The sequence below is a fragment of the Curtobacterium sp. SL109 genome (assembly GCF_026672405.1).
GTDB lineage: Bacteria > Actinomycetota > Actinomycetes > Actinomycetales > Microbacteriaceae > Curtobacterium.
Genome location: NZ_JAPPRB010000002.1, coordinates 1404120 through 1429739 on the forward strand (window position 1 = coordinate 1404120; position 25620 = coordinate 1429739).

Below are 25620 nucleotides of genomic sequence, written 5' to 3' on the forward strand. Positions count from 1 at the left end.
TCCACTCAATCTACTGATCGGAACCCCATGCGTCTCCTGTTCTCCGCCGTCCCCGCTCACGGACACGTCCTGCCCCTCGTCCCCTTCGTCCGTGCGGCGGCGCACCTCGGGCACGACGTCGCCGTCATGACCAGCGTCGTCATGCAACGACCACTCGCAGTCGAGCTGCCCGGCGTGACGTTCCTGGCGGCAGGCCCGGACCCGATGGCGATCGGGTCGTTGGTCGCCGAGCGCTTCCCCGGTGCAGACCCCGTCAACGACCCCCAGCCGGAGACCGTCGCCGAGTTCTTCGCCGGAGCTCGGGTGGACCTCGCCCACGATGCCGCGCTGGACGCGGCGCGTGCGTGGGGTCCTGACCTGGTCGTCGTCGACGCGGTCGACTTCGTCGGCCCGCTCGTCGCAGCCGAGCTGGACCTGCCGTACGCGATGGTCGCGTTCGGTCCGGACGTCCCGCCCGAGTTCACCCAGCCGATGCTCGCCGTCGTCGCACCCCGGTACAGCGCTCGTGGCCTGACCATGCAGCCCCCGGTCGCGGTGCTCGACCCCGCCCCGCGGTCCTTCCAGACGCCGGACTGGACCGCGACTCCGCTGACGCTCCCGTTCCGGGCCGAGGCCTACCGACGGGACGACCAGGGGGTCATTCCGTCGGCCGATCGGGACGCAGGGGCCACCCGTCCCACGGTGCTCGTCACCCTCGGGACGGTCTTCAACGACGCGGCGCTGCTCTCGGCGATCCTCGCGGACGTGGCGGCCCTTGACGTCGACGTCGTCGCGACCCTCGGCGTCCAGCTCACGTCGCCGCCCCTCGAGGCGCCGAACGTCCGGTTCGAGGGGTTCCGTCCGCTGGCGGAGCTCCTGCCCGGTGTCGACGTCGTCGTCACGACCGGAGGCGCCGGGACCGTGCTCGCGGCCGCCGCGGCAGGCGTCCCGATGGTGGTCATCCCGCAGGGCGCCGACCAGTTCATCAACGCTGCGCGCGCCGTCGAGGCGGGCGTGGCCGTCCAGGAGTCCGACCCGGCGGCCGTCGGCGCCGCCGTCCGGTCACTGCTCGGCAACACCGTCGTCGCCGCCGCGGCCCGGTCGGTGCAGCAGGAGATCAGCGAGCGTCCGAGCGCGGAGCAGGTCCTCGAACAGCTCCTCGAGCGCGTGCGCTGACATGACCGCGTTGCCGTGACGGAGCGGGAGGGCGTCCACGTCCACCCGCCCCGTCGCGACGACGAGGAGTCGGATCAGTGCGTCGACGGCTCCTGCTCGACCTCGCGGCGGTCGTCCTCGGACCACATCGTGTGGAAGGTGCCGTCCTTGTCGATGCGCTGGTAGGTGTGCGCCCCGAAGAAGTCGCGCTGCCCCTGGATCAGGGACGCGGGCAGCCGGTCGGACGCGAGCGCGTCGAAGTACGACAGCGCGGACGAGAAGCCCGGCGCCGGGACACCCGACGCGGCCGCGATGCCGACGATGCGACGCCAGGCGGCTTCGCCCTCGGCCACGGCGTCGGCGAAGTACGGGTCCACGAGCAGGGACTCGAGCTCCGGGTCCTTGTCGTAGGCCTCGACGATGCGGTTCAGGAACTGCGCGCGGATGATGCAGCCGCCGCGCCAGATCTTCGCCATGTCACCGAGGTTGATGTCCCAGTCGTACTCCTTGGCGCCGGCGATGATGAGGTCGAAGCCCTGGGCGTACGCGACGACCTTCGACGCGTAGAGCGCCGCACGGACGTCGTCGGCGAAGGTGTCGGGGACCTCGGCGATCGACGGCCGGTTCTTCACGGACTTCTGGACGGCGGCACGCTGCGACGCCTTCGACGACACGGCCCGTGCGAAGACCGCTTCGCCGATGCCGGACACCGGGATGCCGAGGCCGACCGCGTTCTGCACGGTCCACACGCCGGTGCCCTTGGACCCGGCGGCGTCGCGGATGACGTCCACGAGCGGCTTGCCGGTGTCGGCGTCCTGCTGCTTGAGGACCTCACCGGTGATCTCGATCAGGTAGGACTCGAGGTCACCCTTGTTCCACTCGTCGAACACCTTGACGAGGTCCTCGACGGAGAGGCCCCCGACGCGGCGGAGCAGGTCGTAGGACTCCGCGATGAGCTGCATGTCGGCGTACTCGATGCCGTTGTGCACCATCTTCACGAAGTGGCCGGCACCGTCGGTGCCGACGTGGGTCACGCACGGCTCGCCCTCGGCCACGGCGGCGATCGACTTCAGGATCGGGCCCAGGGTCTCCCAGGCCTCGTCCGAGCCACCCGGCATGATCGACGGGCCGTGCAGGGCGCCCTCTTCACCACCGGAGATGCCGGTGCCGACGAAGTTCAGGCCCTGTTCGCGGAGCTCGTGCTCGCGCCGGATGGTGTCCTGGAAGTTCGCGTTGCCACCGTCGACGATGATGTCGCCGGGTTCGAAGCGCTCGGCGAGCTGCCCGATCACCGCGTCGGTGCCCTTGCCGGCCTGCACCATGATGATGGCGGTGCGGGGCTTGGCGAGCGACGCCACGAAGCCGTCGATGTCCTCTGACGCGATGAAGCCCGCGTCACCGTGCTCCTTCATGAGGTCTTCGGTGCGGGCGTAGGTGCGGTTGTAGACCGCGACCGTGTTGCCCTCCCGAGAAGCGAGGTTGCGGGCGAGGTTCGACCCCATCACCGCGAGCCCCACCACACCGATGTTCGCCTGACCGTTGCTGTCTGCCACGAGGATCTCCTTCGTCGTCACGTTTCGCCCACGCTACGTCCGCCGCGCTGGGACCGCCCGACAGTTGCCACAACCTGGGGAGAACAGTCGGCGTTGCCCATACGGTGGAGGCATGAGCGACCGACCGACCCGACCGCCCGTCCTCGTCATGGGGGTCTCCGGCTCCGGCAAGTCCACGATCGGCGATGCCCTGGCGACGGCGCTGCACGACCGTGGGGAGCCCGCGGAGTTCGTCGACGCCGACGACCTGCACCCGGCGTCGAACAAGGAGAAGATGCGACAGGGCACGCCCCTGACGGACGAGGACCGCTGGCCGTGGCTCGACGCCTGCGCCGCTCGCATCGCCGAGGTCGAGGCCGCGGGGAAGCGCTGCGTGATGGCGAACTCCGCCCTGAAGCGCATCTACCGGGACCGGCTGCGGGCGAGTGCGCCCGGGCTGTTCATCGCCTACCTCGACGGGTCGCGGGAGCTCATCGCGGACCGGCAGTCCCACCGGCACCACGAGTACATGCCGAACTCGCTGCTCGACTCCCAGTTCGGCACGCTCGAGCGTCCCGCGGACGACGAGGCCGGCGCTGCCGTCCCGATCCAGGGCACGGTCGACGAGACCGTCGCGCGCATCCTCGCCCTCCTGCCCTGACGGAAGCCCGCACGGTGCGAACGCGCCCGCCCCGTGCGAGCTCGACCACCTCGTGCGCTGCCGCGACCTCGCACCGAGTGATCAACCCCGCACCCTGACCACGAGACACCCCTACAACTTGAACGTCGCCCGCGGGATGTCGGACACGATCCGCTGCGCGGTGCGCAGGGCGTCCTCCTCGGACACCTGGCGCGTCACCACGAGCGACGCCAGGTACGCCGCATCCGCCCGCCGCGCCATGTCGTGCCGCGCGGGGATGGAGCAGTACGCCCGGGTGTCGTCGATGAACCCGGACGTCTTCGTGAACGACGTCGAGTCGGTGATCGCCGACCGGTAGCGCCCGATCGCCGCCGGGGTGTCGATGAACCACCAGGGGGCCCCGGCGTACACGGCGGGGTAGAAGCCCGCGAGCGGACCGATCTCCCGCGAGAACACGGTCTCGTCGACGGTGAACAGCACCAGGTGGAACCCGGGCGCGGTGCCGAAGGCCTCGAGCAGCGGCCGCAGCGGCTCGGTGAACGCGCCGACCGCGGGCAGGTCGTGTCCGGTGTCCGGCCCGAACCGCTCGGCCGTCGGGGTGTGGTGGTTCCGGATGATGCCGGGGTGCAGCTGCATGACCAGGCCGTCGTCCACGCTCATCTCGGCCCACCGGAAGAGCATGTCGTGCCGGTAGGCCACGGCCTCGGCCGCGGTCACCCCGGACGGTCCCTGCAGCGCCGCCGCGTGGATCCGCGAGCGCTCCGACGGTGACAGCGGCGTCGATCCGGCGTCGAGCACTCCCGTGTCGGTCGCGGTCGCCCCGTGCTCGATGAAGTACTGCCGACGGGCGCGGAGTGCCGCGAGCAGCCCGTCGTGGGTGCCCGTGTCGATGCCCGCGGCCTGGCCCACGGACGCGACCACGAGCCTCCAGTCCGGTCGGGACGGGTCGAAGACGGCGTCCGCGCGGAAGGTGGGGACCACCCGGCCGCGGAAGGTGGGGTCGGCGGCGAGCCGTGCGTGCGCGTCGAGGTCGGCGTCCGGGGCGTCGGTGGTGGCGAGGACCTCGATGCCGAAGGCGTCGAACAGCGCACGCGGCCGCATCTGCGGTTGCTGCAGCAGGCCGGCGAGGTGGTCGTACTGCGCGTCCGCGTTCGCGGCCGACGGTTGCTCCGTCAGCCCGAAGACGTCGTGCAGCTCCGTCTCGAACCAGTGGCGGACGGGGGTGCCGAGGAAGTCGTCCCAGTGCTCCGCCAGTGTCCGCCAGATCTGTCGGCCGGGAGGCACGGTGCCGGTTCCCGACAGGTCGGCGCGACCCAGCGCCTCCAGTCCGACACCGTTCGCGTGCAGGAGCCGCAGGACGTAGTGGTCCGGCGTGATCAGCAGCGCGGCGGGGTCGGCGAACGGCTGGTCGTCCGCGATCAGGGCCGCGTCGACGTGCCCGTGCGGGGAGATGATCGGCGCGTGCGCGACGGCGTCGTACAGGGTCCGGGCGATCGTCCTGGTGGCGGGGTCGGCGGGGAACAGCCGGTCTGGGTGCGGGGCCAGGGTGCGCGGGGGCGTGGTGGTCATCATCGGTTCCTTCGCGAGGACGGCGCGGGTCCGGTCGACTCGCGCACCGTCAGGTGGGTCGGCAGTGCGACGGCACCGCTCATCTGCTCCCCGGGGAGCTCGTCGGCCGGGACGGCACCGAGCCGACCGAGCAGCATCCGGATCGCGACGCGGCCGGCCCGCTCGATCGGCGACGTCATCGTGGTGAGCGGCGGGTTGCAGAAGTCGGCGCCGAAGATGTCGTCGCAGCCGACGATGCTGATGTCCTGGGGCACGCGGACTCCGCGCTCCCGGAGCCGTCCGAGCATCCCGATCGCGATGAGGTCGTTGAAGGCGATGCACGCCGTCGCTCCCGCGTTGACGGCGGCGTCGGCCGCGGCGGCCCCGGAGTCGACGAACGGGGCGTGTGGACCGATCCGGGCGACGCGGACGTCGAGCCGCTTCGCGACCCGGACCAGGGCGCGCCAGCGGCGTTCGTTCGACCACGAGCTGTCCGGCCCGGCGACGTACAGGACGTCACGGTGCCCGAGCGACGCGAGGTGCTGCACGGCCTGCTCGACACCGCCAGGGGTGTCGATGAGCACGGAGGGGACCCCGGCCGGACGGCGGTTCACCACCACGAGCGGGGTGCGCTCGGCGAACTTCGCGATCTGGACGTCGGACAGGCGCGACGCGGTGAGCACGACGCCGTCGGCCTTCGTCGACACCGCGCTCAGGGCGGCCATCTCGGCGTCCGCGGACTCCTCGGTGTCGACGAGCAGCTGCGTCCACCCCGCGGCGGCGAGCTGGTGCTGCGTGCCCCGGATGACGTCGAAGTAGAACGGGTTCGTGATGTCGGACACCAGGACCGCGACCGCACGGGTCCTGCCGGACGTCAGCGCCCGGGCCTGCGAGTTCGCGACGTAGCCGAGGTCGCGGGCGGCCTGCTGGATGCGCTGCTGCGTGGCGGGGTTCACACGGTCGGGGAGCGACAGGGCACGGGACACCGTCGACGGTGCGACCCCGGTCGCGGTGGCGACGTCGCGGATCGTGACGCGGCGGGACGAGTCGGTCTCGGTCACGGGCACCTCCCTGTCCGGTGCTGCTGCTGCTGTCGACGGTCGACGGTCGGGGCGCCACGGCGTCGTCCCGACGTGTCGAACGCTAGGCCGCTCTGGCAACAAGTGGCAACCGGTTGCCGCCTGTTGCCACCCGCGCGACAGTGGTCGTCAGCCGGGCCGTCCCGGCGGACCCCCGAGCAGCGCCGCTCGGGTGGATGCCCCAAGGAGGAAACCCCATGAAGGCACGGACCCTCATCGGTTCTGTGGTCGTGGTCGCCCTCGCGACGCTGTCCCTGCCGGGATGCGCGATCGTCAACGGCAGCGGCGACGACCCGAACACACTCCGCGTCATGATGGGCGCGGACACGACCTACCCCACGGAACGCAAGCAGTGGCAGCAGGACACCGCTGCCGAGTTCAAGCGCACCACCGGAGCCGACATCCAGTGGGAGACGTACTCCTCCGCCCAGGAGGAACTGACCGCGATCCAGACGAGCGTCATCTCGGGCCAGGGCCCCGACGTCTACGCGATCGGCACCACCTTCACCCCGACCGCCTACGCCACCGGTGCCTTCGTCCAGATGGGGAAGCAGCAGTGGGCGGCCGTCGGGGGGAAGGACCAGTTCGACCCGGCGTCGTTCGGCATCTCCGGTCCGAGCGCGTCCAAGCAGATCGGCATCCCGTTCGCCAGCCGTCCGTTCGTGATGGCGGTGAACACGGACCTGCTCGCCCAGGCCGGCATCACCGAGATGCCGACCACGTGGGACCAGCTCACCGCCGACGCGGAGGCCACCACGACCGGTGACCGCCACGGCCTCGCGATCGCCTACGCCGACGGCTTCGACCCCTGGAAGTTCATCTGGGGGATGTCCGAGAACGCCGGCAACACCATCGTCGACGGCTCGAGGGCGGAGCTCGACGCGGACGCCGTGCAGAACGCCTACCGGACGTACTTCGACTGGGTGACGAAGGACGGCGTCGTGGACGAGTCGGCGATCGGGTGGAACAACGCGCAGGCCCTCGCGCAGTTCACCGAGGGCAAGGCGGCGTTCTTCCCGATGACGACGACCACCGCCATCAACTCGTTCAGGGGCACGAAGGTCGACGGCAAGTACGAGTTCGCCCTGCTGCCGACCGTGCCGCCGGGCGCCACCGAACGCCCGACCGACGGCATCGAGGCCGCCAGCATCCTGTCCGGCGACAACTTCGTCGTCGCCGACTACGGCACCAAGCAGGACCTGTCGTTCCGGTTCATCAAACAGCTCAGCACGAAGAAGGCCCAGCTCGAGTACTACGACCTGTTCGGCAACCTGCCCACCAACGTGGACGCCGCCGCGCAGCTCGCGGCGGAGAACCCCCAGCTCAAGCCCATCATCGACGCCGGGCGCCTGTCCAAGCCCACCGCCTTCACCGGCGCCTGGTCGGACGTCCAGCTCGCGCTCGTCGACGTCGTCGTGCAGTCGATCCCGTCGCTCAAGCGCGGCGAGGTCACCGACGACCAACTCCGCAAGCGCCTGCAGGACGCGCAGCGGGACGCCCAGGCCACGCTCGACCGGCAGAAGAACGGAGGTCTGTGATGACCACCACGCAGACCAAGCCCAGCACGCGGCGACCCGACGGGCACCACCCCGTCCGTCCGCACGGCACGACCCCGCTGTACAAGCGGGAGCGTCCGCTCTGGATGCTGCTCCCGGGCGGCCTCCTGATGCTCGCGATCATCGTGGTGCCGCTCCTCGTCGGGTTCTTCATCGCGATGCTCGACCTCGACCAGTACACGCTCCGGCAGTGGTTCAGCGCCCCGTTCGTCGGCTTCGCGAACTTCGCCGAGGCCTTCACGAACTCGCCGCTGCTGCACTCCATCTGGATCTCGGTGTCGCTCGCGGTGCTCGTCACCGCCGTCACCGTCCCGATCGGGGTCGCCGCCGCGATCTCGACGCAGAACCGGTTCCGCGGTCGCGGGCTCGTCCGGTCGGTCTACCTCATCCCCTACGTGCTCCCGGCCTTCGTCGTCGGCACGTTCTTCCGCACGATGCTCCAGCCGCAGGGGGTCGTGAACTCGGTCCTGCACACCGACGTGCTCTGGCTGAACGGCTCCGCGTCCTACTGGGCACTCGCCGGCGTGATGGTCTGGACGAGCTGGCCGTTCGTCTACCTGCTGTCCCTCGCCGGGCTGCAGGCGGTCGACCTCGAGGTGCACGAGGCTGCCTCGCTCGACGGCGCGACCTGGTGGATCAAGCTCCGCGACGTCGTGTTCCCCTACCTGCGCGGTCCGCTGAGCCTGGCGGTGATCATCTCGATCCTGCACAACATCAACAACTTCACGCTGCCGTTCGTCCTGTTCGGCATCCCGTTGCCCTCGAGCGTCGAGGTCATGCCCGTCCTGACGTACATCGCGAGCTTCCAGTCGTTCCGCTTCGGGCTCTCCGCCGCGATGGCGATCTGCTCGCTCGTGATCGTCGCCATCCCGCTGTTCGTCTACCTGCGGGCCGTCCAGCTCGACACCGGCGACGACGCGGGCCCGAACCGGAAGCAGCGCCGCGCCGACCGCGCCGTGCTCGCCGCCCCGGCAGCCGCCGACGTCGAGGGAGCACGCGCATGAGCGGCTACAGCCCCACCAGGACCCGCCCGACCGCCACGCTCACCGAGAGCATCACGGCCCCGGGCGGTGGCCGCCGACCGAAGCGTCCGTACGACACCGACGTCACCCGACTGCTGCCGCGCTGGCTGCTCGTCACCGTGATCGCCGTCATCGTCGCGTTCATCGCCGTCCCGGTGCTCTACATCGTGTTCGGGTCGGTCAACTCGGACGTCGCGGTCGCCCGCGGCGAGTACTTCCCGTCCGAGTTCACGCTCGCCAACTACGCCGACATCTGGTCGACGGTCGCGCTCGGGCAGGGGCTCGTCAACAGCATCCTGACCGCCGGCGCGGTCGCCGTCTGCAGCGCCGCGCTCGCCGTGTCGACGGCCTACGTGCTCGTCCGCTTCCGGTTCCTCGGCCGACTGACGTTCCTCCGCGGCCTGCTCGCGCTGCAGTCGATCCCCGGCACCCTGCTGCTCCTGCCGGTGTTCGTCGTGTTCGCCAACATCGCGAGCGCCACCGGCGTGCAGGTCATCGGCACCCGGTGGGGCCTGTTCGTCACCTACCTGACGTTCGCCCTGCCGTTCTCCACCTGGGTGATGGTGACCTACCTCCGGGGGCTGCCGAAGGAGCTCGAGGAGGCCGCCCGCATCGACGGCGCGTCCTCGACGGGGATCCTCACGAAGATCGTCCTGCCGCTGTCCTGGCCGGGGATCGTGGTGTCCGCCATCTTCGCCTTCCTGCTCGGCTGGAACGACGTGCTGTTCTCCACGATCATGACGACCCCGAACACGCGGACGGTCGCCGTGGTCCTGCAGGTGCTCGGGACGACGCAGGAGGGCGGCGCGGTCCCGATCTACGGCCAGATGATGGCCGCCTCCATCGTCTGCGCGGTGCCGGTCGTCGCCCTCTACCTCGTCTTCCAGCGCTACCTGGTGGGCGGGCTCACGGCCGGCTCCGTGAAGTAGCGCGAGTTCTCCACAGACTGCCTGGAGGCCCGGCGCGGCTCCGCCCCGCTCGTCCAGGATCGACGCAACGAAAGGAATGCCATGACCCAGCCCACACAGGAACAGTCCAGTTGGGAACTCTCCGGGTTCGGCGACGAGATCGACGCCGACCCCGCGGTCCAGGTCGCGGTCCTGCAGGCACTCGGTGCCAGCGCGATCGAGGTCCGCAGCGCCTGGGGGGTCAACGTCGTCGACCTCGACGACGACCAGCTCGCCGGACTGCACCGGGTCTTCGAGGAACGGGGGCAGACCGTCTCCGCCATCGCCTCGCCGATCGGCAAGGTCTCGGTCGACGAGCCCGTCGAGCACGAGGTCACGCGGCTCGGACGGGCGATCGCCGCCGCGCACGCACTCGGCACGACGAACATCCGCATCTTCTCGTTCTACTTCGCGGGCCGCACGCCCGAAAGCGTCCGCGACGACGTCCTCGTCCGGATGCGGGCACTCGCCGACGTGGCGTCGCGCGAGGGCGTGACCCTGCTGCACGAGAACGAGAAGGACATCTACGGCGACGTGCCCGCCCGGGTGCTCGACGTCGTCGAGAGCGTCGGGTCCTCGTCCCTCCGGCTCGCGTGGGACAACGCCAACTACGTCCAGTGCGGCGTGCGGCCCTTCACCGACGGCTGGGCGCAGCTCGCCCCCTACGTCGACTACCTGCAGGTGAAGGACGCCCTCGCCACCGACTCGTCCGTGGTCCCCGCGGGGCAGGGCGACGGCGAACTCCTGCTCACGCTCACGGCGCTGCGTGACGCCGGGTACTCCGGCTACGCCTCGCTCGAACCGCACCTGACCGACGTCAACGCCCTCGGCGGGTTCTCCGGCCCAGCGGCGTTCGGCCGCGCCGGCCGGGCCTTCCGCACCCTCACCGACCAGATCGGAGTGACCCTGCGATGACCGCAGACACCACCAGCACCACCGCACCGCTGCGCCTGGCCGTCGTCGGCGCCGGCGTCATCGGCCGCCACCACGCCCGCGTCGCCCTCGCGAACCCCGGACTCGACGTCGTCGCCCTCGTCGACGCCGTCCCGGCCGCGGCCACCGCTGCCGCCGACGAGATCGAGGCCACCGGGGCACCGCGACCGCTCACCACCGCCACCATCGAGGACGCCATCGCGCAGACCGACATCGACGTCGTCGCCATCTGCTCGCCGTCCGGCATGCACGTCCAGCTGGCCGAGGCCGCCCTCGCCGCCGGCAAGCACGTCGTCATCGAGAAGCCCCTCGACACCACCATGCCGCGCGCCCGGCAGATCGCCGCGCTCGCCACGGCGGCCCGGGAGCGCGGACTCGTCGTCAGCGTCATCAGCCAGCACCGCTTCGACCCGGCGTCCGTCGCGGTCGCACGTGCCGCACACGGGGGCGGGTTCGGCCGGGTGACGTCCGGCGTCGCGAGCGTCGCGTGGTTCCGATCGCAGGGGTACTACGACTCCGGCGACTGGCGCGGCACGTGGGAGCTCGACGGCGGCGGCGCGGTGATGAACCAGGGCGTGCACACCGTCGACCTGCTCGTCTGGACGCTCGGGCGCCCCGTGGAGATCTCCGCGCAGATCGGCCTGCTCGCCCACGACCGGATCGAGGTCGAGGACACCGCCGTGGCCACCGTCCGCTTCGACACGGGGGCGCTCGGGGTGATCCACTGCACGACGGCCGCGTACCCGGGCCTCTCCGCCCGCTACGCCGTCTACGGCACGCAGGGGTCGGCCGTGGTCGACGACGACAAGCTCGGCTACTTCCACGTCGCACCCGACGCCGCCACGCTCGAGTCGGCGGCCGCGAGCGCGAACACCACCGCCGTGGCCGACCCGGTGGACCAGAAGGCCGACGTCGTCCCGGCCGAGCACGTCGTCGGTGGGCCACCGGAACCCGAGCACTTCCTGGCCGGCCACGGACGGCAGTACGACGACATCGTGGACGCCATCCGCACCGGACGTGACCCGGGCGTCACCGTCGACGACGCCCTCGTGTCCCTCGCCACCGTCCGCGGCCTCTACGTCAGTGCCACGCTGGGGCAGCCCGTGCGGATCGACGACGTCATCGACGGCCGGTACGACGACGTCGTCCCGGTCGTCGCAGCAGCAGCAGGAGGAGTCACCCGATGAAGTTCTCCGTGTTCACCGCGTCCACCCCCGACTGGACCCCGTCGCAGGCAGCGGAGACCCTCGCCGCGCAGGGCTGGGACGGCATCGAGTGGCGCATCGTCGACGACCGTCCCGCCGACGGCACCACCGTCCCCGCCGAACGGGCCTTCTGGGCCGGCAACCGGTCGACGTGGCAGTTCACCGGGATCGACGACCGGATCGGCGAGATCGCCCGGATCACCGACGGCGCCGGGCTCGCGTACTCCGGCATCGGCGGCTACCAGCAGGCCGCCGACCACGACGGCGTCGAGACGATGCTCCGCGTGACCGCCGAGCTCGGCGCCGGGCAGGTGCGCGTCAGCATGCCCGTCTACCGACAGGAGAAGGAGCGCACCGGCGAGACCTACGCCCAGGTGTTCGACCGCACCCGCGCCGACCTCGAGTGGGCGGTGTCCCGCGCGGCCGACCTCGGCGTCAAGGCCCTCGTCGAGCTGCACCACATGACGATCACGCCGTCGGCCTCGGCGGCCCTGCGGCTCGTCGACGGACTCGACCCGGAGCACGTCGGGGTGATCCACGACCTCGGCAACCTCGTCATCGAGGGACAGGAGGACCACCTCGCCGCGTTCGAGCTCCTCGGCCCCTACCTGGCGCACGTGCACGTGAAGAACGCCCGCTGGGCCGACACCGGCGACACCCGGGCCGACGGCAGCGCGATCTGGCAGCACGAGTGGGCACCGCTGCGCACCGGGCAGGCCTCGGTGTCGGGGTACTTCGACGACCTGCGCGCTGTCGGGTACGACGGCTGGGTCACGGTCGAGGACTTCTCCACCGACCTGCCCCTCGACGCCCGCACGGCGGACAACCTGGCCTACCTGCGCTCCCTCGTGCCGGTGACCGCGTGAACCGTCGACCCGGCATCGTCCACCTGGGGATCGGCGCCTTCGCCCGCGCCCACCTCGCCTGGTACACGCAGCACGCGTCCGGGCAGCCATGGGGGATCACGGCCTTCACCGGGCGTTCCCCCGCCGTCGCCGAGGCGCTCGCCGCGCAGGACGGCCGCTACACGCTCGTCACCCGCGCGGCGGACGGCGACACGGCCGAGGTGGTCGACGTCGTGGTCGCGGCACACCCCGGCAGCGACGACGCCGCGTGGACGGCGGCGCTCGCGTCACCGGACACCGCCGTGGTCACGCTGACCGTCACCGAGCAGGGGTACCGCCCGGGCTCCGACGTGCCGGTGCGGCTGGTTGCCGGACTCGACGCCCGCCGGCGTGCGGACGCCGGCCCGGTGACGCTCCTGAGCCTCGACAACCTCACCCACAACGGCGAGGTCCTGCGCCAGGCCGTGCGTGACGCCGTGACCGACCCGACCCTCCAGGCCTGGATCGACGCCACCGTGACGTTCCCGAGCTCGATGGTCGACCGGATCACCCCGGCGACGACCGAGGACGACGTGGCGGCGCTCGCCGGTCTGCCCGGGGCACTCGACGGCGACCGGGTGCCCGTCGTCACGGAGCCCTTCACCGAGTGGGTGGTGGAGGACGCCTTCGCGGGGGAGCGCCCCGCGTGGGAGACCGCCGGCGCCCGCGTGGTGGACGACGTCACCCCGTACGAACAGCGGAAGCTGTGGCTCCTCAACGGGTCGCACTCCCTGCTCGCCTACCTCGGACTGCTCCTCGGCCACGAGACCGTCGAGCGGGCGATGGCCGACCCCGTGTGCCGTTCCGCGGTCGAGGCCCTCTGGGACGAGGCCGCGCAGGAGCTCGCGCTGCCGGCTGACCAGGTCGCCGACGCCCGCGCGGCCCTCGTCGAGCGCTTCGCCAACCCCCGCATCCGGCACACCCTGGTGCAGATCGCGTCCGGCGGGTCCCAGAAGGTGCCCGTGCGCGTGGTCGACGTCGTCCGGCACCGCCTCGACCGTGACCCGGCGGCCGGCATCGGCCCCGGCGCGGCGACCCTCCTCGCGGCGTGGTGGTTGCACGTGACCACGCAGCCGGACCTGGTGAACGACCCGGGCGCACCCGGTGCAGGCTCGGACGTGCACGACGTCCTGGCCGTCGTCGCACCCGACCTGGACACCACCCCCGTGGTCGCGGCCGTCACCGCCGCGGCCGACCGCATCCGCACCGCCGCGGCAGCAGCCCGCCAGCCCTCCGACGAAGGAGTCCCAGCATGACCGACGCCACCCCCGCCCCGACCGCCCCGGCTCGCACGACGAACCCCGCCGCCCCTGTGCCCGACGCGACGGACGACCGCAGCGGGGAGGCCACCGCCGGCCGACCCGACACGTGGGCCAGCGCCGACCGCCGCCAGCTGATCGACCGGGCCGAGGTCATCGTGACCAGCCCGGACCGCAACTTCGTCACGCTGAAGATCACGACCGCCGACGGCGTGACCGGCCTCGGGGACGCGACCCTGAACGGGCGGGAGCTCGCCGCCGCCGCGTACCTCTCCGAGCACGTCGTCCCGCTGCTCATCGGGCGCGACGGCAGCCGCATCGAGGACGCCTGGCAGTTCCTGTACCGCTCGTCGTACTGGCGTCGCGGCCCGGTGACGATGGCCGCGATCGCCGCCGTCGACATGGCGCTCTGGGACATCAAGGCCAAGGTCGCCGGCATGCCGCTCTACCAGCTGCTCGGCGGCGCCTCCCGCACCGGACTGATGGCGTACGGCCACGCCTCGGGCAAGGAACTGCCCGAGCTGTTCGACTCCATCCGCGAGCACCAGGAGGAGGGCTACCGCTCCATCCGCGTGCAGACGGGTGTCCCCGGGCTCGAGTCGATCTACGGCATCGCGTCGAACCGGACGACCGAGGGCAACGCCGGCGTCCGGTACGACTTCGAGCCGGCGCAGCGCGGGGCCTTCCCGGCGATGGAGGACTGGGACACCCGTGCCTACCTGCGCCATCTGCCCACGGTGTTCGAGGCGGTCCGCAACGAGTTCGGGCCAGAACTGCCGCTCCTGCACGACGGCCACCACCGGATGACGCCGCTGCAGGCCGCCAAGCTCGGCAAGTCCCTCGAGCCGTACGACCTGTTCTGGCTCGAGGACTGCACCCCCGCCGAGAACCAGGAGGCCCTGAAGCTCGTCCGGCAGCACACCACGACGCCGCTCGCGATCGGCGAGGTCTTCAACACGATCTGGGACTTCAAGGACATCATCCGCGACCAGCTCATCGACTACGTCCGCGGAGCCGTGACGCACATGGGCGGGATCACGCCGCTGCGGAAGACGATGGACTACGCCGCGCTGTACCAGGTCAAGTCCGGGTTCCACGGGCCGACCGACATCTCGCCGGTGGGGCTCGCGGCCCAGATGCACCTCGGGCTCGCGATCCACAACTTCGGCATCCAGGAGTACATGCAGCACGGGCCCCGGACGAACCAGGTGTTCCGCCAGACGTTCACGTTCACCGACGGCTACCTGCACCCCGGCGACGAGCCCGGCCTCGGGGTGTCGCTCGACGTCGACGAGGCGGGCAAGTACCCCTACGAACAGGCCTACCTGCCGTTCAACCGCCTGGCCGACGGCACCGTCCACGACTGGTGAGGCGTCGCGGGTAGCCTCTGCGAGCGTGGACATCGACACGCTCGCAGGGGTCGCCCGCGAGCTCCTGCTCGTCGTCGCGCCGGCGGACTTCGTCGCCGAGCGGACCGCCCGGCAGCGGGCGATGCGCGCTGACGACCGCGACACCGCCGCGGCGATCGGCAAGCTCCGGAAACCGACTCCGGCCGCCTGGGTGATCGACCTGCTGGCGCACGAGCAGGCCCTCGACGAGGCGGTCGACCTCGGCCCGTCCCTGCGGGAGGCCCAGGCGAAGGCGGACCCGCAGGAGATCAGCACGCTCCGTCGCCAACGCACGAGCGTGGTGGCCGCACTGGCACAGGCCGGGGCCGACCTGGCCACGGATGCCGGCCACCCTGCCACACCGGCGGTCCTCGAGCAGGTCCGCGCGACGATCGAGGCCGCGATGGCCGACCCGCACGCCGGAGCCGCCGTCCGCTCGGGGCTCCTCGTGCAGCCCCTGGAGAGCGTCGGCTTCGAGGACGTCGACCTCGACGGCGCCCTCGCCGTGCCGGACGCGGTCCCCGACGCCTGGTCGGGCAGCGGTGCCCCGCCCATCGACATCGAGGAGGGGCGGCGCGCACGGAGGTCGACCCGAGCCTCCAGGCCGGAGAAACAGGCCGAAGAGGACCAGCAGGACCAGCAGGACCAGCAGGACCGCGCCCCGGATCCCGAACCGGAGCCGATGCCCGACCCCGCCGCCGAGCGCCGCGCCGCCCGCCAGGCCGAGACCGCGGCGCGGACGGAGTCCCGCGACGCCGACGCGGCTCTCGACGAAGCGGAGCGTGAACTCGGCGCCGCCGAGGACCGCCGCGCCGGACTCGCGCGCGAGCTCGAGCGTGCCACCGCCGAGGTCGAGCGGCTCGAACGCTCCCGGGACGACGCCGAGACGGCCAGCGACCGCGCGCGGGACGTCCTCGCGGCCGCGCAGGAGCACCGCCGATCCCTCGGCCGCTGACAACCCCTTCATCACCTCGGATGAAAACCGCGCGCACGGCTCGCTGACCGCCGGAGCGTCCCCATACGCTCGGCGACATGACCACCTTCCTCCGACGGTTCCGACACCTGCTGGCACCCGCCACCGGCGTCGTCTACCTCGTGCTCTGGATCGTCGCCGAGGCCGGCAGGTCCGGACTCGCCGACCACGTCGTCGTGGTCTCCGCCTTCGCGGTGGCCATCGGCCTGGCTGCCTGGATGCCCTCGACCGCCCTCGGGCTGATCGTCGTCGTCCCGCTGCTGCAGGCGCTCCGACTGCTGCACCGCCCCACCGACACGACCTGGCCGGAGTACCTGGCGATCGTGATCGTCGTCGGCATCGTGGGTGCCGGGCGCTCGGACCTGCTCCGGTGGCTCGCCGTCCCCGTGCTGGCGGTCGCCAGCGCCGCGGCGGCCTGGGCGATGGTGGTGCCGACGGTCGCCGACCAGGACGTGTGGGCGAACTGGGTCGCCTCCGTGGCCGGGACCCGGACGAACCTCGTGCTCATCGCGCTGTCCCTGGCGGGAGCGAGCGGCATCGGCTGGGCCGTCGGGGTCGCGATCGGCGCGACGTGGCGCATCGGCCTGGCCAGGGTCCGGGTGGTCGAGGCCGAGCGGGAGACCCAGGTGACGACGGTCGAGCTGCACGCCGAGCAGGAGCGTGCGCGGATCGCCCGTGACGTGCACGACTCGCTGGCGCACTCACTCGCGGTCGTGGTCTCCCAGGCCCAGGGTGCCGCGGCGATCGCCGTGCGGGACGAGCACGCGGCGACCGCGCTCCGCGACATCGCCGAGGTCAGCCGGGCGGCGCTCGGGGACGTCCGCGCGCTCGTCGAGCGCATCCAGGGCGCGGGTGACGACGCCCGGTACGGGTTGGCGGACGTCCCACCGCTCGTCGCGGACATGCGGGAGCTCGGCATGGACGCCACGTTCGAGCAGCACGGCGACCCGGCGGAGCTCCTCCCCGGCGTGGCCGCCGCCGTGCACCGGATCGTCCAGGAGAGCCTGACGAACGTCCTCAAGCACCAGGGCCGGACCGCGAGCGCTCGGGTGGTCCTCGACTGGCGCGGACCGGGCCTCGGCGTCGTGGTGTCGTCGCGCGGCGCCGCACCCCTCGTGGTGCTCGACGGGGTGGGGACGGGCATCGTGGGGATGCAGGAACGGGCGCGGCTGGCGGGTGGCTGGCTCCGCGCCGGCTCCGGGGACGAGGAGCACGAGTTCGTCGTGACCGCGTGGGTGCCGGCGGGTGGACCGGTCGCACCGACAGCACCGACCGCAGCGGCCGAACTCGAGGTCGCACGGTGACCGCGATCCGGGTCGCGGTCGTCGACGACCAGCGGCTGTTCGCCTCCGGCATGCGGATGCTCGTCGACGCCCAGGACGACATGACCTGCGTGGGGACGGCCGGCGACGGTGCCGCCGCCCTCGAGCTCTGCGACGCCGAGCACCCGGACGTCCTGCTGCTCGACCTCCGGATGCCGGTGCTGAACGGCATCGAGACGCTCGCGCGGCTGGGGGAGCGGGACGGGGACCGCCCGCGCGTGGTCGCCCTGACGACCATCCGTCGGGACGACGCCGTCCTCGCCGCACTGCGTGCCGGGGCCGCCGCCTTCCTGACGAAGGACGCGCTGCCCGAGGTCGTCACGGCCACGATCCGCGACGTGCACGAGGGACGCCCGGCACCGACCGAGGCCGAGGCGCTGGACCTGCTCCGCGCGCAGGGCACCCCGGTGGGGGCGGACCGTCGTGACGAGGTGCTCGACGCCCTCACCGCCCGCGAACGCGAGGTCTTCCTCCTCGTGGCGAAGGGCCTCACCAACGCCGAGATCGCGGCGTCGGTGTTCCTCAGCGAGGCCACCGTGAAGAGCCACGTCCGGTCGGTGCTCATGAAGCTCGGGCTCCGGAACCGCATCCAGGTGGTCATCACCGCACACGAACGCGGCCTCGTCCGCGCCTAGGGGGAACCATGCAGATCACCACACGGGTCGCGAAGACCGGGACCCTCGCCCTCGTCGTCCTCGGCCTCGTCGCGGGCGTGGTCCACGGCCTGCCCGAGCCCGCCGACGTCGCGGTCAGGCCGTCGGTCGAGCGGGACCAGGCCGCGTGGACGATGCCGCTCGACGGGTGGGTCCAGCCGGCCGGCGGCAAGCAGGACTACGCGGAGAACCTCGTCGTCCAGCCGTGCCTCCGCCACGCGGGCATCGACTTCCCGGTGTCGTGGGCCACCTCGGAAGGGCTCGAAGCGGCCTCCGACGCCGATGAGACGCCCGAGCGGGGCAACCCCTCGCCGGCGTTGTCGTGGACGAGGCCGCTCGACGCCGACCTCGCACGGACGCGGGGCTACCACGGCCCCTCGACCGCCGGAGCGAACGAGGACGGCATCCGCGAGTGGGGTCAGGACCCGGAGCGGAACGCCGCGTTCGCGGACGCATCGCAGACGGCGGTGAGTCGGTGCTTCCACGAGGGCTACCGGACCCTCGGCCTGGACGACGAGGACGGCACCGCGCAGACCGCGTCGATGACCGCCAAGCGCCTGACGTACGTCGCCGCGACGGCCGCTCGGCAGGACGACGCCGTCGTGGCCGCCGCCGCCCGGTGGCGCAGGTGCATGGCACCGTCGGGGGTGCGGGACCTGCCAGCGTCCCCCGCCGAGATGCCGTCGGAGTCCGTGCGGCGACAGTTCGGGACGGACATCGGATCGACGCCCGTCCAGGACGCCGAGGTCGCGGTCGCTGAGCGCGACGTCGCCTGCCAGGCGTCCTCGGGCTACCGGCGGGCTCTGTACGACGCCGAGTGGCACCGGCTCCTGCACGTCACCGCGACCGACGCCGCCGCGCTCGGGGCGGCGGAGCCGCAGCAGCTGGCCGTCGACCGACGGCTCGACCGGACGATCGGGCGCCTCGCGCCGGAGGCGCCGGCCGACGTCGACTGAACCCGCTGACGGACGGGAGGCTCGTGGCGGCGCCGCCACGAGCCTCCCGTCCGGTCTGTGCCCGGACGGACGACGTGGTCCGACACGCCCGGGCCGGTACTGGTACGCTGGTGGTCGACTTCGGCGAGGGCCGCGTACGCGCGGCCGTGATCGACGCAGTGGGAGATCCGGCCAGACTCTGGGACCGTTCCTCACGCGTGCACGCGTTCGAGTTGCAACACCACAGACCCCACGATGCCGGCACCCCGGTGTCGTCCCCGAGACCAGGAGGCACCATGGCCGACTACACCAAGCTCGCAGCGGAAGTCCGCACCAAGTTCGGCAAGGGCGCTGCCCGCAAGCTCCGCGCTGCCGACAAGATCCCCGCGGTCATCTACGGTCACGGCACCGAGCCGCAGCACGTGAGCCTCCCCGGCCACGAGACCATGCTGCTCGTCCGTACCGCCAACGCGGTCGTGGACCTCGACATCGACGGCGCTGCGCAGCTCGCCCTCGTCAAGGACGTCCAGCGTGACCCGGTGCGTCAGATCATCGAGCACATCGACCTCGTCGTCCTCCGCCGTGGCGAGAAGGTCACCGTCGACGTCCCCGTCGTGATCGAGGGCGAGTCCTTCGCCGGCACGATCCACGTGCAGGACCTCAACACCGTCTCGCTGCTCGTCCTCGCGACGGACATCCCCGAGCACGTGTCGGTCGACGTCGAGGGCCTCGAGGACGGCACGCAGATCCACGCGTCCGAGCTCAAGCTCCCCGAGGGCGCCGAGCTCGAGACCGACCCCGAGGCGCTGGTCGTCGCGATCGTCACCCCGCGTGGCACCGCTGACGACGAGGCCGCCGACGAGGCTTCCGCTGAGGCGGGCGCCGAAGCCGGCGCCGAGGGCGGCTCCGCCCCGGTCGACTCCGAGTAGGCAGCACCGAAGTAGAGACATCTGGTCGACGCTGATGGCAGATCGTTCGTTCGTCGTGGTCGGGCTCGGGAACCCCGGGCCCGACTACGCGGGCAACCGCCACAACGTCGGCCAGATGGTCCTCGACGAACTCGCGGCCCGCATGGGTGCGACGTTCAAGAAACACAAGACCCCGAACCAGGTCGCCGAGGGGCGGCTGGTGCCGGGTGGCCCCCGCCTCGTGCTCGCGAAGCCGGGGTCGTTCATGAACACGTCCGGCGGACCGGTCTCCGCGGTCCTCGGGTTCTACAGCGTGACGCCGGCCGACCTCATCGTCGTGCACGACGAGCTCGACCTGCCGTTCGACACCGTCCGCCTCAAGGGCTCCGGCGGTCACGGCGGGCACAACGGCCTGCGGGACATCATCAAGGCGACGAACACCAACGAGTTCGCCCGCGTGCGGGTCGGCATCGGCCGTCCCCCCGGGCGCCAGGACCCCGCCGACCACGTCCTGCGTGACTTCTCTCCGACCGAGAAGAAGACGCTGCCGAACCTGCTGGCCGACGCCGCCGACGCGGTCGAGGCCGTCGTCGACCTCGGGCTGGTCGCCGCGCAGCAGCGCGTCCACGCCCCGTCCTGACGAGCGGGGGCTCGGCCCGTCGACGCCCCGTCCTGACCCGCCGCGTTCGCTGGTCGCGCACGGCGCGGCCCCCGCTGTCGGACCTGGCCGGTACCATGTCCTGAGTGACGATCTCGGGCATCATCCCAGCGCTCTCGCGCGCCTCCGCGTTCGATCGCGTCCTCCGCGCCGCTCCTCGTGACGCCGACTTCTCCGTGGTCGACGGCCTGCGAGTACCGCTGCTCGGCGCGCTCATGGCCGAGCGCAAGGGCCCCCAGTGCGTCCTCGTCATCACGGCCACGGGTCGTGAAGCCGAGGCGGTGCGTGGCTCGCTGTCGAGCTACCTCCCCGACGCCGAGGTCCTCGAGTTCCCCGCGTGGGAGACCCTGCCGCACGAGCGCCTCAGCCCGAGCGCGCAGACCGTCGGCACGCGCATCGCCACGCTCCGTGCCCTGCAGCGCTGGCAGGACGCCGCCGCGTCGGGTGCCGACCGGCCGACGACCGTCGTCGTGGCCAGCGTCCGCGCCGCCCTGCAGCCGATCGCGGACAACCTCACCGAACTCAGCCCCGTGGTGCTCCGGACCGCCTCGCGCGGCAACGACCTCGCCGCCATCGCCGGGCAGCTCGTCGACCTCGCCTACGCCCGCGTCGACCTCGTCACCCGCCGTGGCGAGTTCGCCGTGCGTGGCGGCATCCTCGACGTCTTCCCGCCGACCGCCGACCACCCCGTGCGCGTCGACTTCTTCGGCGACGAGATCGACGGCATCAAGGCCTTCTCCGTCGCCGACCAGCGCTCGACCGAGGACGACCTCGACGCCGTCGAGCTGACCGCCTCGCGCGAACTGCTGCTGAGCGACGACGTCCGGCAGCGGGCACGCGAGATGCTGCACGAGTTCCCGAGCCTGTCGCAGATGCTCGCCAAGGTCGCCGAGGGCATCCCGGTGGAGGGCATGGAGTCCCTGGCCCCGGCACTCGTCCGCGAGCTCGTCCCGATGACGACCTACCTGCCCGAGAGCGCGACCATCGCGGTGTTCTCCCCGGAGCGGGTCAGCGGTCGTGCCCACAGCCTCGCCGAGACCAACCAGGAGTTCCTGCAGGCGGCCTGGAGCGCAGCGGTCGCCGGTGCCCAGGCCCCGATCGACCTCGACGCCGGCAACTTCCTCACCGTCCCACAGCTGAAGCGCACGCGCGGGCAGCGCACCTGGTGGACGATCTCCCCGTTCGACAGCGGGCAGGACGAACCGCTCTCCGACACGGATGCCGTGGCCGAGGCCGGCGAGTACGTCCGGGTCCGCGCCGACGCCGTCCCGAGCTTCGCCGGCAGCGCCGACGGTGCCGTCGCGCACGTCAAGGCCCTCACCGACGACGGCTGGGCGGTCGTGGTCACCGCGCAGGGGCAGGGCCTCGTCGAACGCGCCGTGCAGGTGCTCGCCGACGCCGGCGTCGCCGCACGGGTCGGGCGCGTCACCGGGCCGCCGGAGCCCGGCGTCGCGATCGTCACCACCGCGGTGGTCGAGCAGGGGTTCTCCGTCCCCGACCTCCGCGTCGCGGTGCTGTCCGAGGCCGAGTTCTACGGCCGCAGCGCTCAGCAGGGCGCCCGCACCGTCAAGAAGCTCGCGAGCCGCCGCAAGAACGTCGTCGACCCGCTGCAGCTCAAGCCGGGCGACGTCGTCGTGCACGCCACCCACGGCATCGGCAAGTTCGTCGAGCTCGTCTCCCGAGAAGTGTCGAGCGGCGGCCGCAACGCGGTGAAGACGCAGCGCGAGTACCTCGTGCTCGAGTACGCGCCGTCCAAGCGCGGGTACCCGGGCGACAAGCTCTTCGTCCCCACCGACCAGCTCGACCAGCTGTCCCGGTACGTCGGCGGCGAGTCGCCGACCCTGTCGAAGATGGGCGGCAGCGACTGGTCCGCCGCCAAGAGCAAGGCGCGCAAGGCCGTCCGCGACATCGCCGTCGACCTCGTCAAGCTCTACTCGGCGCGCATGGCGTCGAAGGGCCATGCGTTCGGCCCGGACACCCCCTGGCAGCGCGAGCTGGAAGAGGCCTTCCCCTTCGCCGAGACCGCCGACCAGCTCACCACCATCGACGAGATCAAGCGCGACATGGAGCGCCCGATCCCGATGGACCGCCTGCTCTCCGGCGACGTCGGCTACGGCAAGACCGAGGTCGCCATCCGTGCGGCGTTCAAGGCCGTGCAGGACGGCAAGCAGGTCGCGATGCTCGTCCCGACGACGCTGCTGGTCCGCCAGCACATGGAGACCTTCGCCGAGCGCTTCGCCGGGTTCCCCGTGCACCTCCGCGCGCTCAGCCGGTTCCAGACCGAGAAGGAGTCCAAGGAGACCCTCGCGGGCCTGGCCGACGGCACCGTCGACATCGTCATCGGCACGCACCGGATCCTGTCGCAGAGCGTGCAGTTCAAGGACGTCGGCCTGGTCATCATCGACGAGGAACAGCGTTTCGGCGTCGAGCACAAGGACCAGCTGAAGAAGTTCAAGACCAACGTGGACGTCCTGGCGATGTCCGCGACACCGATCCCGCGCTCGCTCGAGATGGCCGTGACGGGCATCCGCGAGATGTCGACCCTCGCCACCCCGCCCGAGGACCGCCACCCCATCCTGACCTTCGTCGGCCCGCAGTCCGACCTGCAGGTGGCCGCGGCGATCCGGCGCGAGATGCTCCGCGAGGGCCAGGTGTTCTACGTGCACAACCGCGTGAAGGACATCCAGTCGGTCGCCTCGCACCTCGCCGAGATCGTCCCCGACGCCCGCATCGCCGTCGCCCACGGGCAGATGTCCGAGCAGGCCCTCGAGCAGGTCATGGTGGACTTCTGGGAGCGCCGCTTCGACGTCCTGGTCTCCACCACGATCATCGAGACCGGCCTCGACATCGCGAACGCGAACACGCTGATCATCGACCGCGCCGACAAGTACGGCCTGTCGCAGCTCCACCAGCTCCGCGGCCGTGTCGGTCGTGGCCGCGAGCGTGGCTACGCCTACTTCCTCTACGACGCCGACAAGCCGCTCTCCGAGACCGCGCAGGACCGCCTCGAGACCATCGCGGCCAACAACGAGCTCGGCGCGGGCATGCAGGTCGCGATGAAGGACCTCGAGATCCGCGGCGCCGGCAACCTGCTCGGCGGCGAGCAGTCCGGTCACATCGCGGGCGTCGGCTTCGACCTGTACCTCCGCATGATCGGCGAGGCCGTCTCGCAGTTCCGCGGGGACGTCGCCGAGGGGCAGACCGAGCTCCGCCTCGAGATCCCCGTCGACGCCCACATCCCCGAGGACTACGTCGAGTCCGAGCGTCTGCGACTCGAGGCCTACCAGAAGCTCTCGGCCGCCTCGGCCCCGACGGCGCAGACGGACGCGATCGACATGGTGCTCGACGAGCTCACCGACCGCTACGGCACGCCCCCGCAGCCGGTCCAGACGCTGGTCGAGGTCTCCCGGCTGCGCCGCATGGCCCAGCAGGTCGGCCTGTCCGACGTCGTCGTCATGGGCTCCAACCTGCGGGTCGCGGGCAAGGAGCTCGCCGACTCGTCCCAGGTCCGGCTCAAGCGGATGTTCCCCGGCGCGAAGTGGTTCCCGCAGCAGAACGCGTCGAGCATCCCGGTGCCGCGCCCGCACGACCTGGCCCTGCCCGACGACGCCCTGATCCGGTGGGTGGAGAGCATCCTCACCGCCGTCTACGGCGCAGCCGCCCCCGCGGAGGCCCCGGCGGCGTAGCCGCCTGCGGTCCGGCACCGCTGTCGGACGCCAGGCCCGGTGCCGGCCAGCACCGAGCCTCCCGTCCGGCAAGCGGTACGGCCCGCCGCGCCGTGACCCGCTGGCGCTACTCCGTCGCCTCGGCCTCGGAGAGCTCGCGGCGTGCGCGGTGGTGCCGCGCCTTGAGGCTGACGACCACGGCCGAGGCCACCATCGCGATCCCGGACCCGACCAGGACGGCGAGGACCCCTTCGTCGACGATCTCGTCGTTGCTCGCGAACGCCAGTTCGTTCATGAGCAGTGAGACCGTGAAGCCGATGCCGCCGAGCACGCTGACGGTGACGATCGACGAGAACGACAGCGACGGTCGACCCGGCCCGCGGAACAGTCGCGTCGCGACGGCGCCGAACAGCGTGATGCCGATGACCTTGCCGACGGGCAGCGCGATCACGACGGCCCAGAACGTGGGGGAGAGCTCGCCGATGCCGACCGCGGGGATCATCACCGCGGCCGAGGCGAACGCGAACACCGGCAGGACGATCGCGTTCGACCACGGCTCCACCCGCTCGTGCAGGGTGTGCCCGGGGCGCCGCGGCAGCACGAGCCCGAGCGCGACCCCGGCGATCGTCGCGTGCACGCCCGAGTGGTACACGAGCCACCAGGTGAGCAGGCCGATGACGACCATGCCCGCGATGAGCCAGCCCTGGCCGGAGCGCCCCGGCCGCAGCATCCGTCCGAGCACCCAGAACAGCACGAGGAGGACGACCGCGCCGCCGAGCGCCAGGAAGTCCGTGTCGTGCGCGAACACCACCGCGATGATGACGATCGCGATGAGGTCGTCGAGCACCGCGAGTGCCAGCAGGAACACCCGGATCGTGGACGGCAGCCCGCGGCCGAACATCGCCAGCACCCCGAGCGCGAACGCGATGTCCGTCGCCGTCGGGATCGGCCACCCGTGCGTGTACTGGGTCCCCGCGGTGACCGCGAGGAAGACGCCGGCGGGCACCAGGACCCCGCCGATCGCGGCGATCGCGGGCACGATCGCGGTCTTGGGGTTCGACAGCTCCCCGGCGACGAGCTCGTGCTTCAGCTCGATCGCGACGAGCAGGAAGAACACGGCGAGCAGCCCGTCGCTGATCCAGTGCGACACGGAGAGGTCGAGGCCGACGGCACCCCATGGGGCGTGTACGTGGAGGACGTGGTCGAGGCCGACCGGGGTGTTCGCGAGCACGAGGCCGAGGACGGCAGCCGTGAGGAGCGCGACGGCACTGAAACGAGGGGAGCGGACGAGCGCGAGCAATGGGACTCCGGGAGGGTTCGGGAAACGGTCCGTCGACCAGACTTCCCGACACGCCACAGGCAGTCTACCGGAGACCCCT

The 25620-nt window shown here is 71.8% G+C and carries 21 protein-coding genes; 17 read left to right on the forward strand and 4 right to left on the reverse strand.

The features are described 5' to 3' along the window. Window positions 1–27: 27 nt before the first annotated feature. A complete protein-coding gene (locus OVA28_RS08225; RefSeq protein ID WP_194661239.1) occupies window positions 28–1155 on the forward strand; it encodes a glycosyltransferase in 1128 nt (375 codons plus the stop codon). A 74-nt stretch (window positions 1156–1229) separates the two neighbouring features. Here the strand turns inward: OVA28_RS08225 and gndA are convergent, their stop codons facing one another. Then, window positions 1230–2687, reverse strand: coding sequence for an NADP-dependent phosphogluconate dehydrogenase (gene gndA / locus OVA28_RS08230; RefSeq protein ID WP_268096556.1), 1458 nt, complete (start codon window positions 2685–2687; stop codon window positions 1230–1232). Window positions 2688–2799: 112 nt separating this feature from the next. On the opposite strand from gndA, the gene OVA28_RS08235 reads away from it, so the two are divergent. Then, window positions 2800–3327 (forward strand): gluconokinase, encoded by a 528-nt coding sequence (locus OVA28_RS08235; RefSeq protein ID WP_194661237.1) that lies wholly within the window; start codon window positions 2800–2802, stop codon window positions 3325–3327. A gap of 111 nt (window positions 3328–3438) precedes the next feature. Here OVA28_RS08235 and uxaC read toward each other — a convergent pair whose 3' ends face one another. Both uxaC and OVA28_RS08245 read right to left on the reverse strand, forming a co-directional pair. After that, window positions 3439–4875 carry a glucuronate isomerase gene (uxaC, locus tag OVA28_RS08240; protein ID WP_442780774.1) on the reverse strand — a complete coding sequence of 479 codons (1437 nt, stop codon included), beginning with the start codon at window positions 4873–4875 and terminating at the stop codon, window positions 3439–3441. Continuing rightward, on the reverse strand, window positions 4875–5915 hold the full coding sequence (locus OVA28_RS08245; protein ID WP_268096558.1) for a LacI family DNA-binding transcriptional regulator: 1041 nt from the start codon (window positions 5913–5915) through the stop codon (window positions 4875–4877). Before OVA28_RS08245 ends, uxaC begins: the two co-directional genes overlap by 1 nt. A gap of 215 nt (window positions 5916–6130) precedes the next feature. Here OVA28_RS08245 and OVA28_RS08250 point away from each other — a divergent pair, with 215 nt between their 5' ends. The 15 genes from OVA28_RS08250 (at window position 6131) to mfd (ending at window position 24262) form a co-directional block, all read left to right on the forward strand. Then, window positions 6131–7471 carry an ABC transporter substrate-binding protein gene (locus OVA28_RS08250; protein ID WP_268096559.1) on the forward strand — a complete coding sequence of 447 codons (1341 nt, stop codon included), beginning with the start codon at window positions 6131–6133 and terminating at the stop codon, window positions 7469–7471. After that, window positions 7471–8493, forward strand: coding sequence for a carbohydrate ABC transporter permease (locus OVA28_RS08255; RefSeq protein ID WP_268096561.1), 1023 nt, complete (start codon window positions 7471–7473; stop codon window positions 8491–8493). The genes OVA28_RS08250 and OVA28_RS08255 overlap by 1 nt, the downstream gene beginning before the upstream one ends. Next, window positions 8490–9440: a carbohydrate ABC transporter permease gene (locus tag OVA28_RS08260; RefSeq protein WP_194661232.1), complete on the forward strand. Its 951-nt coding sequence runs from the start codon at window positions 8490–8492 to the stop codon at window positions 9438–9440. Before OVA28_RS08255 ends, OVA28_RS08260 begins: the two co-directional genes overlap by 4 nt. A gap of 81 nt (window positions 9441–9521) precedes the next feature. Beyond that, window positions 9522–10373 carry a sugar phosphate isomerase/epimerase family protein gene (locus OVA28_RS08265; protein WP_268096562.1) on the forward strand — a complete coding sequence of 284 codons (852 nt, stop codon included), beginning with the start codon at window positions 9522–9524 and terminating at the stop codon, window positions 10371–10373. Further along, window positions 10370–11578, forward strand: a complete 1209-nt coding sequence (locus tag OVA28_RS08270) for a Gfo/Idh/MocA family protein (RefSeq protein WP_268096563.1) — start codon at window positions 10370–10372, stop codon at window positions 11576–11578. Before OVA28_RS08265 ends, OVA28_RS08270 begins: the two co-directional genes overlap by 4 nt. Further along, window positions 11575–12462, forward strand: coding sequence for a sugar phosphate isomerase/epimerase family protein (locus OVA28_RS08275; protein WP_268096564.1), 888 nt, complete (start codon window positions 11575–11577; stop codon window positions 12460–12462). The genes OVA28_RS08270 and OVA28_RS08275 overlap by 4 nt, the downstream gene beginning before the upstream one ends. After that, a complete protein-coding gene (locus tag OVA28_RS08280) occupies window positions 12459–13736 on the forward strand; it encodes a mannitol dehydrogenase family protein (protein WP_268096566.1) in 1278 nt (425 codons plus the stop codon). The genes OVA28_RS08275 and OVA28_RS08280 overlap by 4 nt, the downstream gene beginning before the upstream one ends. Then, window positions 13733–15109, forward strand: a complete 1377-nt coding sequence (manD, locus tag OVA28_RS08285) for a D-mannonate dehydratase ManD (protein WP_268096567.1) — start codon at window positions 13733–13735, stop codon at window positions 15107–15109. Before OVA28_RS08280 ends, manD begins: the two co-directional genes overlap by 4 nt. Window positions 15110–15134: 25 nt before the next feature. Next, on the forward strand, window positions 15135–16082 hold the full coding sequence (locus OVA28_RS08290; RefSeq protein ID WP_268096568.1) for a hypothetical protein: 948 nt from the start codon (window positions 15135–15137) through the stop codon (window positions 16080–16082). A gap of 77 nt (window positions 16083–16159) precedes the next feature. Next, entirely contained in the window at window positions 16160–17404 is a 1245-nt protein-coding gene (locus tag OVA28_RS08295) for a sensor histidine kinase (protein ID WP_268096569.1), read from the forward strand. Then, on the forward strand, window positions 17401–18057 hold the full coding sequence (locus tag OVA28_RS08300) for a response regulator transcription factor (protein WP_268096570.1): 657 nt from the start codon (window positions 17401–17403) through the stop codon (window positions 18055–18057). The genes OVA28_RS08295 and OVA28_RS08300 overlap by 4 nt, the downstream gene beginning before the upstream one ends. Window positions 18058–18065: 8 nt before the next feature. After that, the gene (locus tag OVA28_RS08305; protein ID WP_268096571.1) at window positions 18066–19031 is read left to right on the forward strand and encodes a hypothetical protein; all 966 of its coding nucleotides are present in this window, start codon (window positions 18066–18068) and stop codon (window positions 19029–19031) included. A gap of 275 nt (window positions 19032–19306) precedes the next feature. Continuing rightward, window positions 19307–19939 carry a 50S ribosomal protein L25/general stress protein Ctc gene (locus OVA28_RS08310; RefSeq protein ID WP_194661223.1) on the forward strand — a complete coding sequence of 211 codons (633 nt, stop codon included), beginning with the start codon at window positions 19307–19309 and terminating at the stop codon, window positions 19937–19939. A gap of 34 nt (window positions 19940–19973) precedes the next feature. Next, window positions 19974–20558, forward strand: coding sequence for an aminoacyl-tRNA hydrolase (gene pth, locus OVA28_RS08315; protein WP_268096573.1), 585 nt, complete (start codon window positions 19974–19976; stop codon window positions 20556–20558). Window positions 20559–20662: 104 nt separating this feature from the next. Further along, entirely contained in the window at window positions 20663–24262 is a 3600-nt protein-coding gene (gene mfd, locus OVA28_RS08320) for a transcription-repair coupling factor (RefSeq protein WP_268096574.1), read from the forward strand. A 106-nt stretch (window positions 24263–24368) separates the two neighbouring features. On the opposite strand, the gene nhaA is transcribed toward mfd, so the two are convergent. After that, on the reverse strand, window positions 24369–25541 hold the full coding sequence (gene nhaA, locus OVA28_RS08325; RefSeq protein ID WP_268096575.1) for a Na+/H+ antiporter NhaA: 1173 nt from the start codon (window positions 25539–25541) through the stop codon (window positions 24369–24371). Window positions 25542–25620: the final 79 nt, after the last annotated feature.

Coding starts and splice junctions, on each gene's coding strand:
- OVA28_RS08305 (WP_268096571.1), top strand. CDS start 18,066: ATGCAGATCACCACACGGGTCGCGAAGACCGGGACCCTCGCCCTCGTC.
- OVA28_RS08270 (WP_268096563.1), top strand. CDS start 10,370: ATGACCGCAGACACCACCAGCACCACCGCACCGCTGCGCCTGGCCGTC.
- OVA28_RS08260 (WP_194661232.1), top strand. CDS start 8,490: ATGAGCGGCTACAGCCCCACCAGGACCCGCCCGACCGCCACGCTCACC.
- pth (WP_268096573.1), top strand. CDS start 19,974: ATGGCAGATCGTTCGTTCGTCGTGGTCGGGCTCGGGAACCCCGGGCCC.
- OVA28_RS08265 (WP_268096562.1), top strand. CDS start 9,522: ATGACCCAGCCCACACAGGAACAGTCCAGTTGGGAACTCTCCGGGTTC.
- manD (WP_268096567.1), top strand. CDS start 13,733: ATGACCGACGCCACCCCCGCCCCGACCGCCCCGGCTCGCACGACGAAC.
- OVA28_RS08235 (WP_194661237.1), top strand. CDS start 2,800: ATGAGCGACCGACCGACCCGACCGCCCGTCCTCGTCATGGGGGTCTCC.
- uxaC (WP_442780774.1), bottom strand. CDS start 4,875: ATGACCACCACGCCCCCGCGCACCCTGGCCCCGCACCCAGACCGGCTG.
- OVA28_RS08250 (WP_268096559.1), top strand. CDS start 6,131: ATGAAGGCACGGACCCTCATCGGTTCTGTGGTCGTGGTCGCCCTCGCG.
- OVA28_RS08295 (WP_268096569.1), top strand. CDS start 16,160: ATGACCACCTTCCTCCGACGGTTCCGACACCTGCTGGCACCCGCCACC.
- OVA28_RS08275 (WP_268096564.1), top strand. CDS start 11,575: ATGAAGTTCTCCGTGTTCACCGCGTCCACCCCCGACTGGACCCCGTCG.
- OVA28_RS08255 (WP_268096561.1), top strand. CDS start 7,471: ATGACCACCACGCAGACCAAGCCCAGCACGCGGCGACCCGACGGGCAC.
- OVA28_RS08310 (WP_194661223.1), top strand. CDS start 19,307: ATGGCCGACTACACCAAGCTCGCAGCGGAAGTCCGCACCAAGTTCGGC.
- OVA28_RS08225 (WP_194661239.1), top strand. CDS start 28: ATGCGTCTCCTGTTCTCCGCCGTCCCCGCTCACGGACACGTCCTGCCC.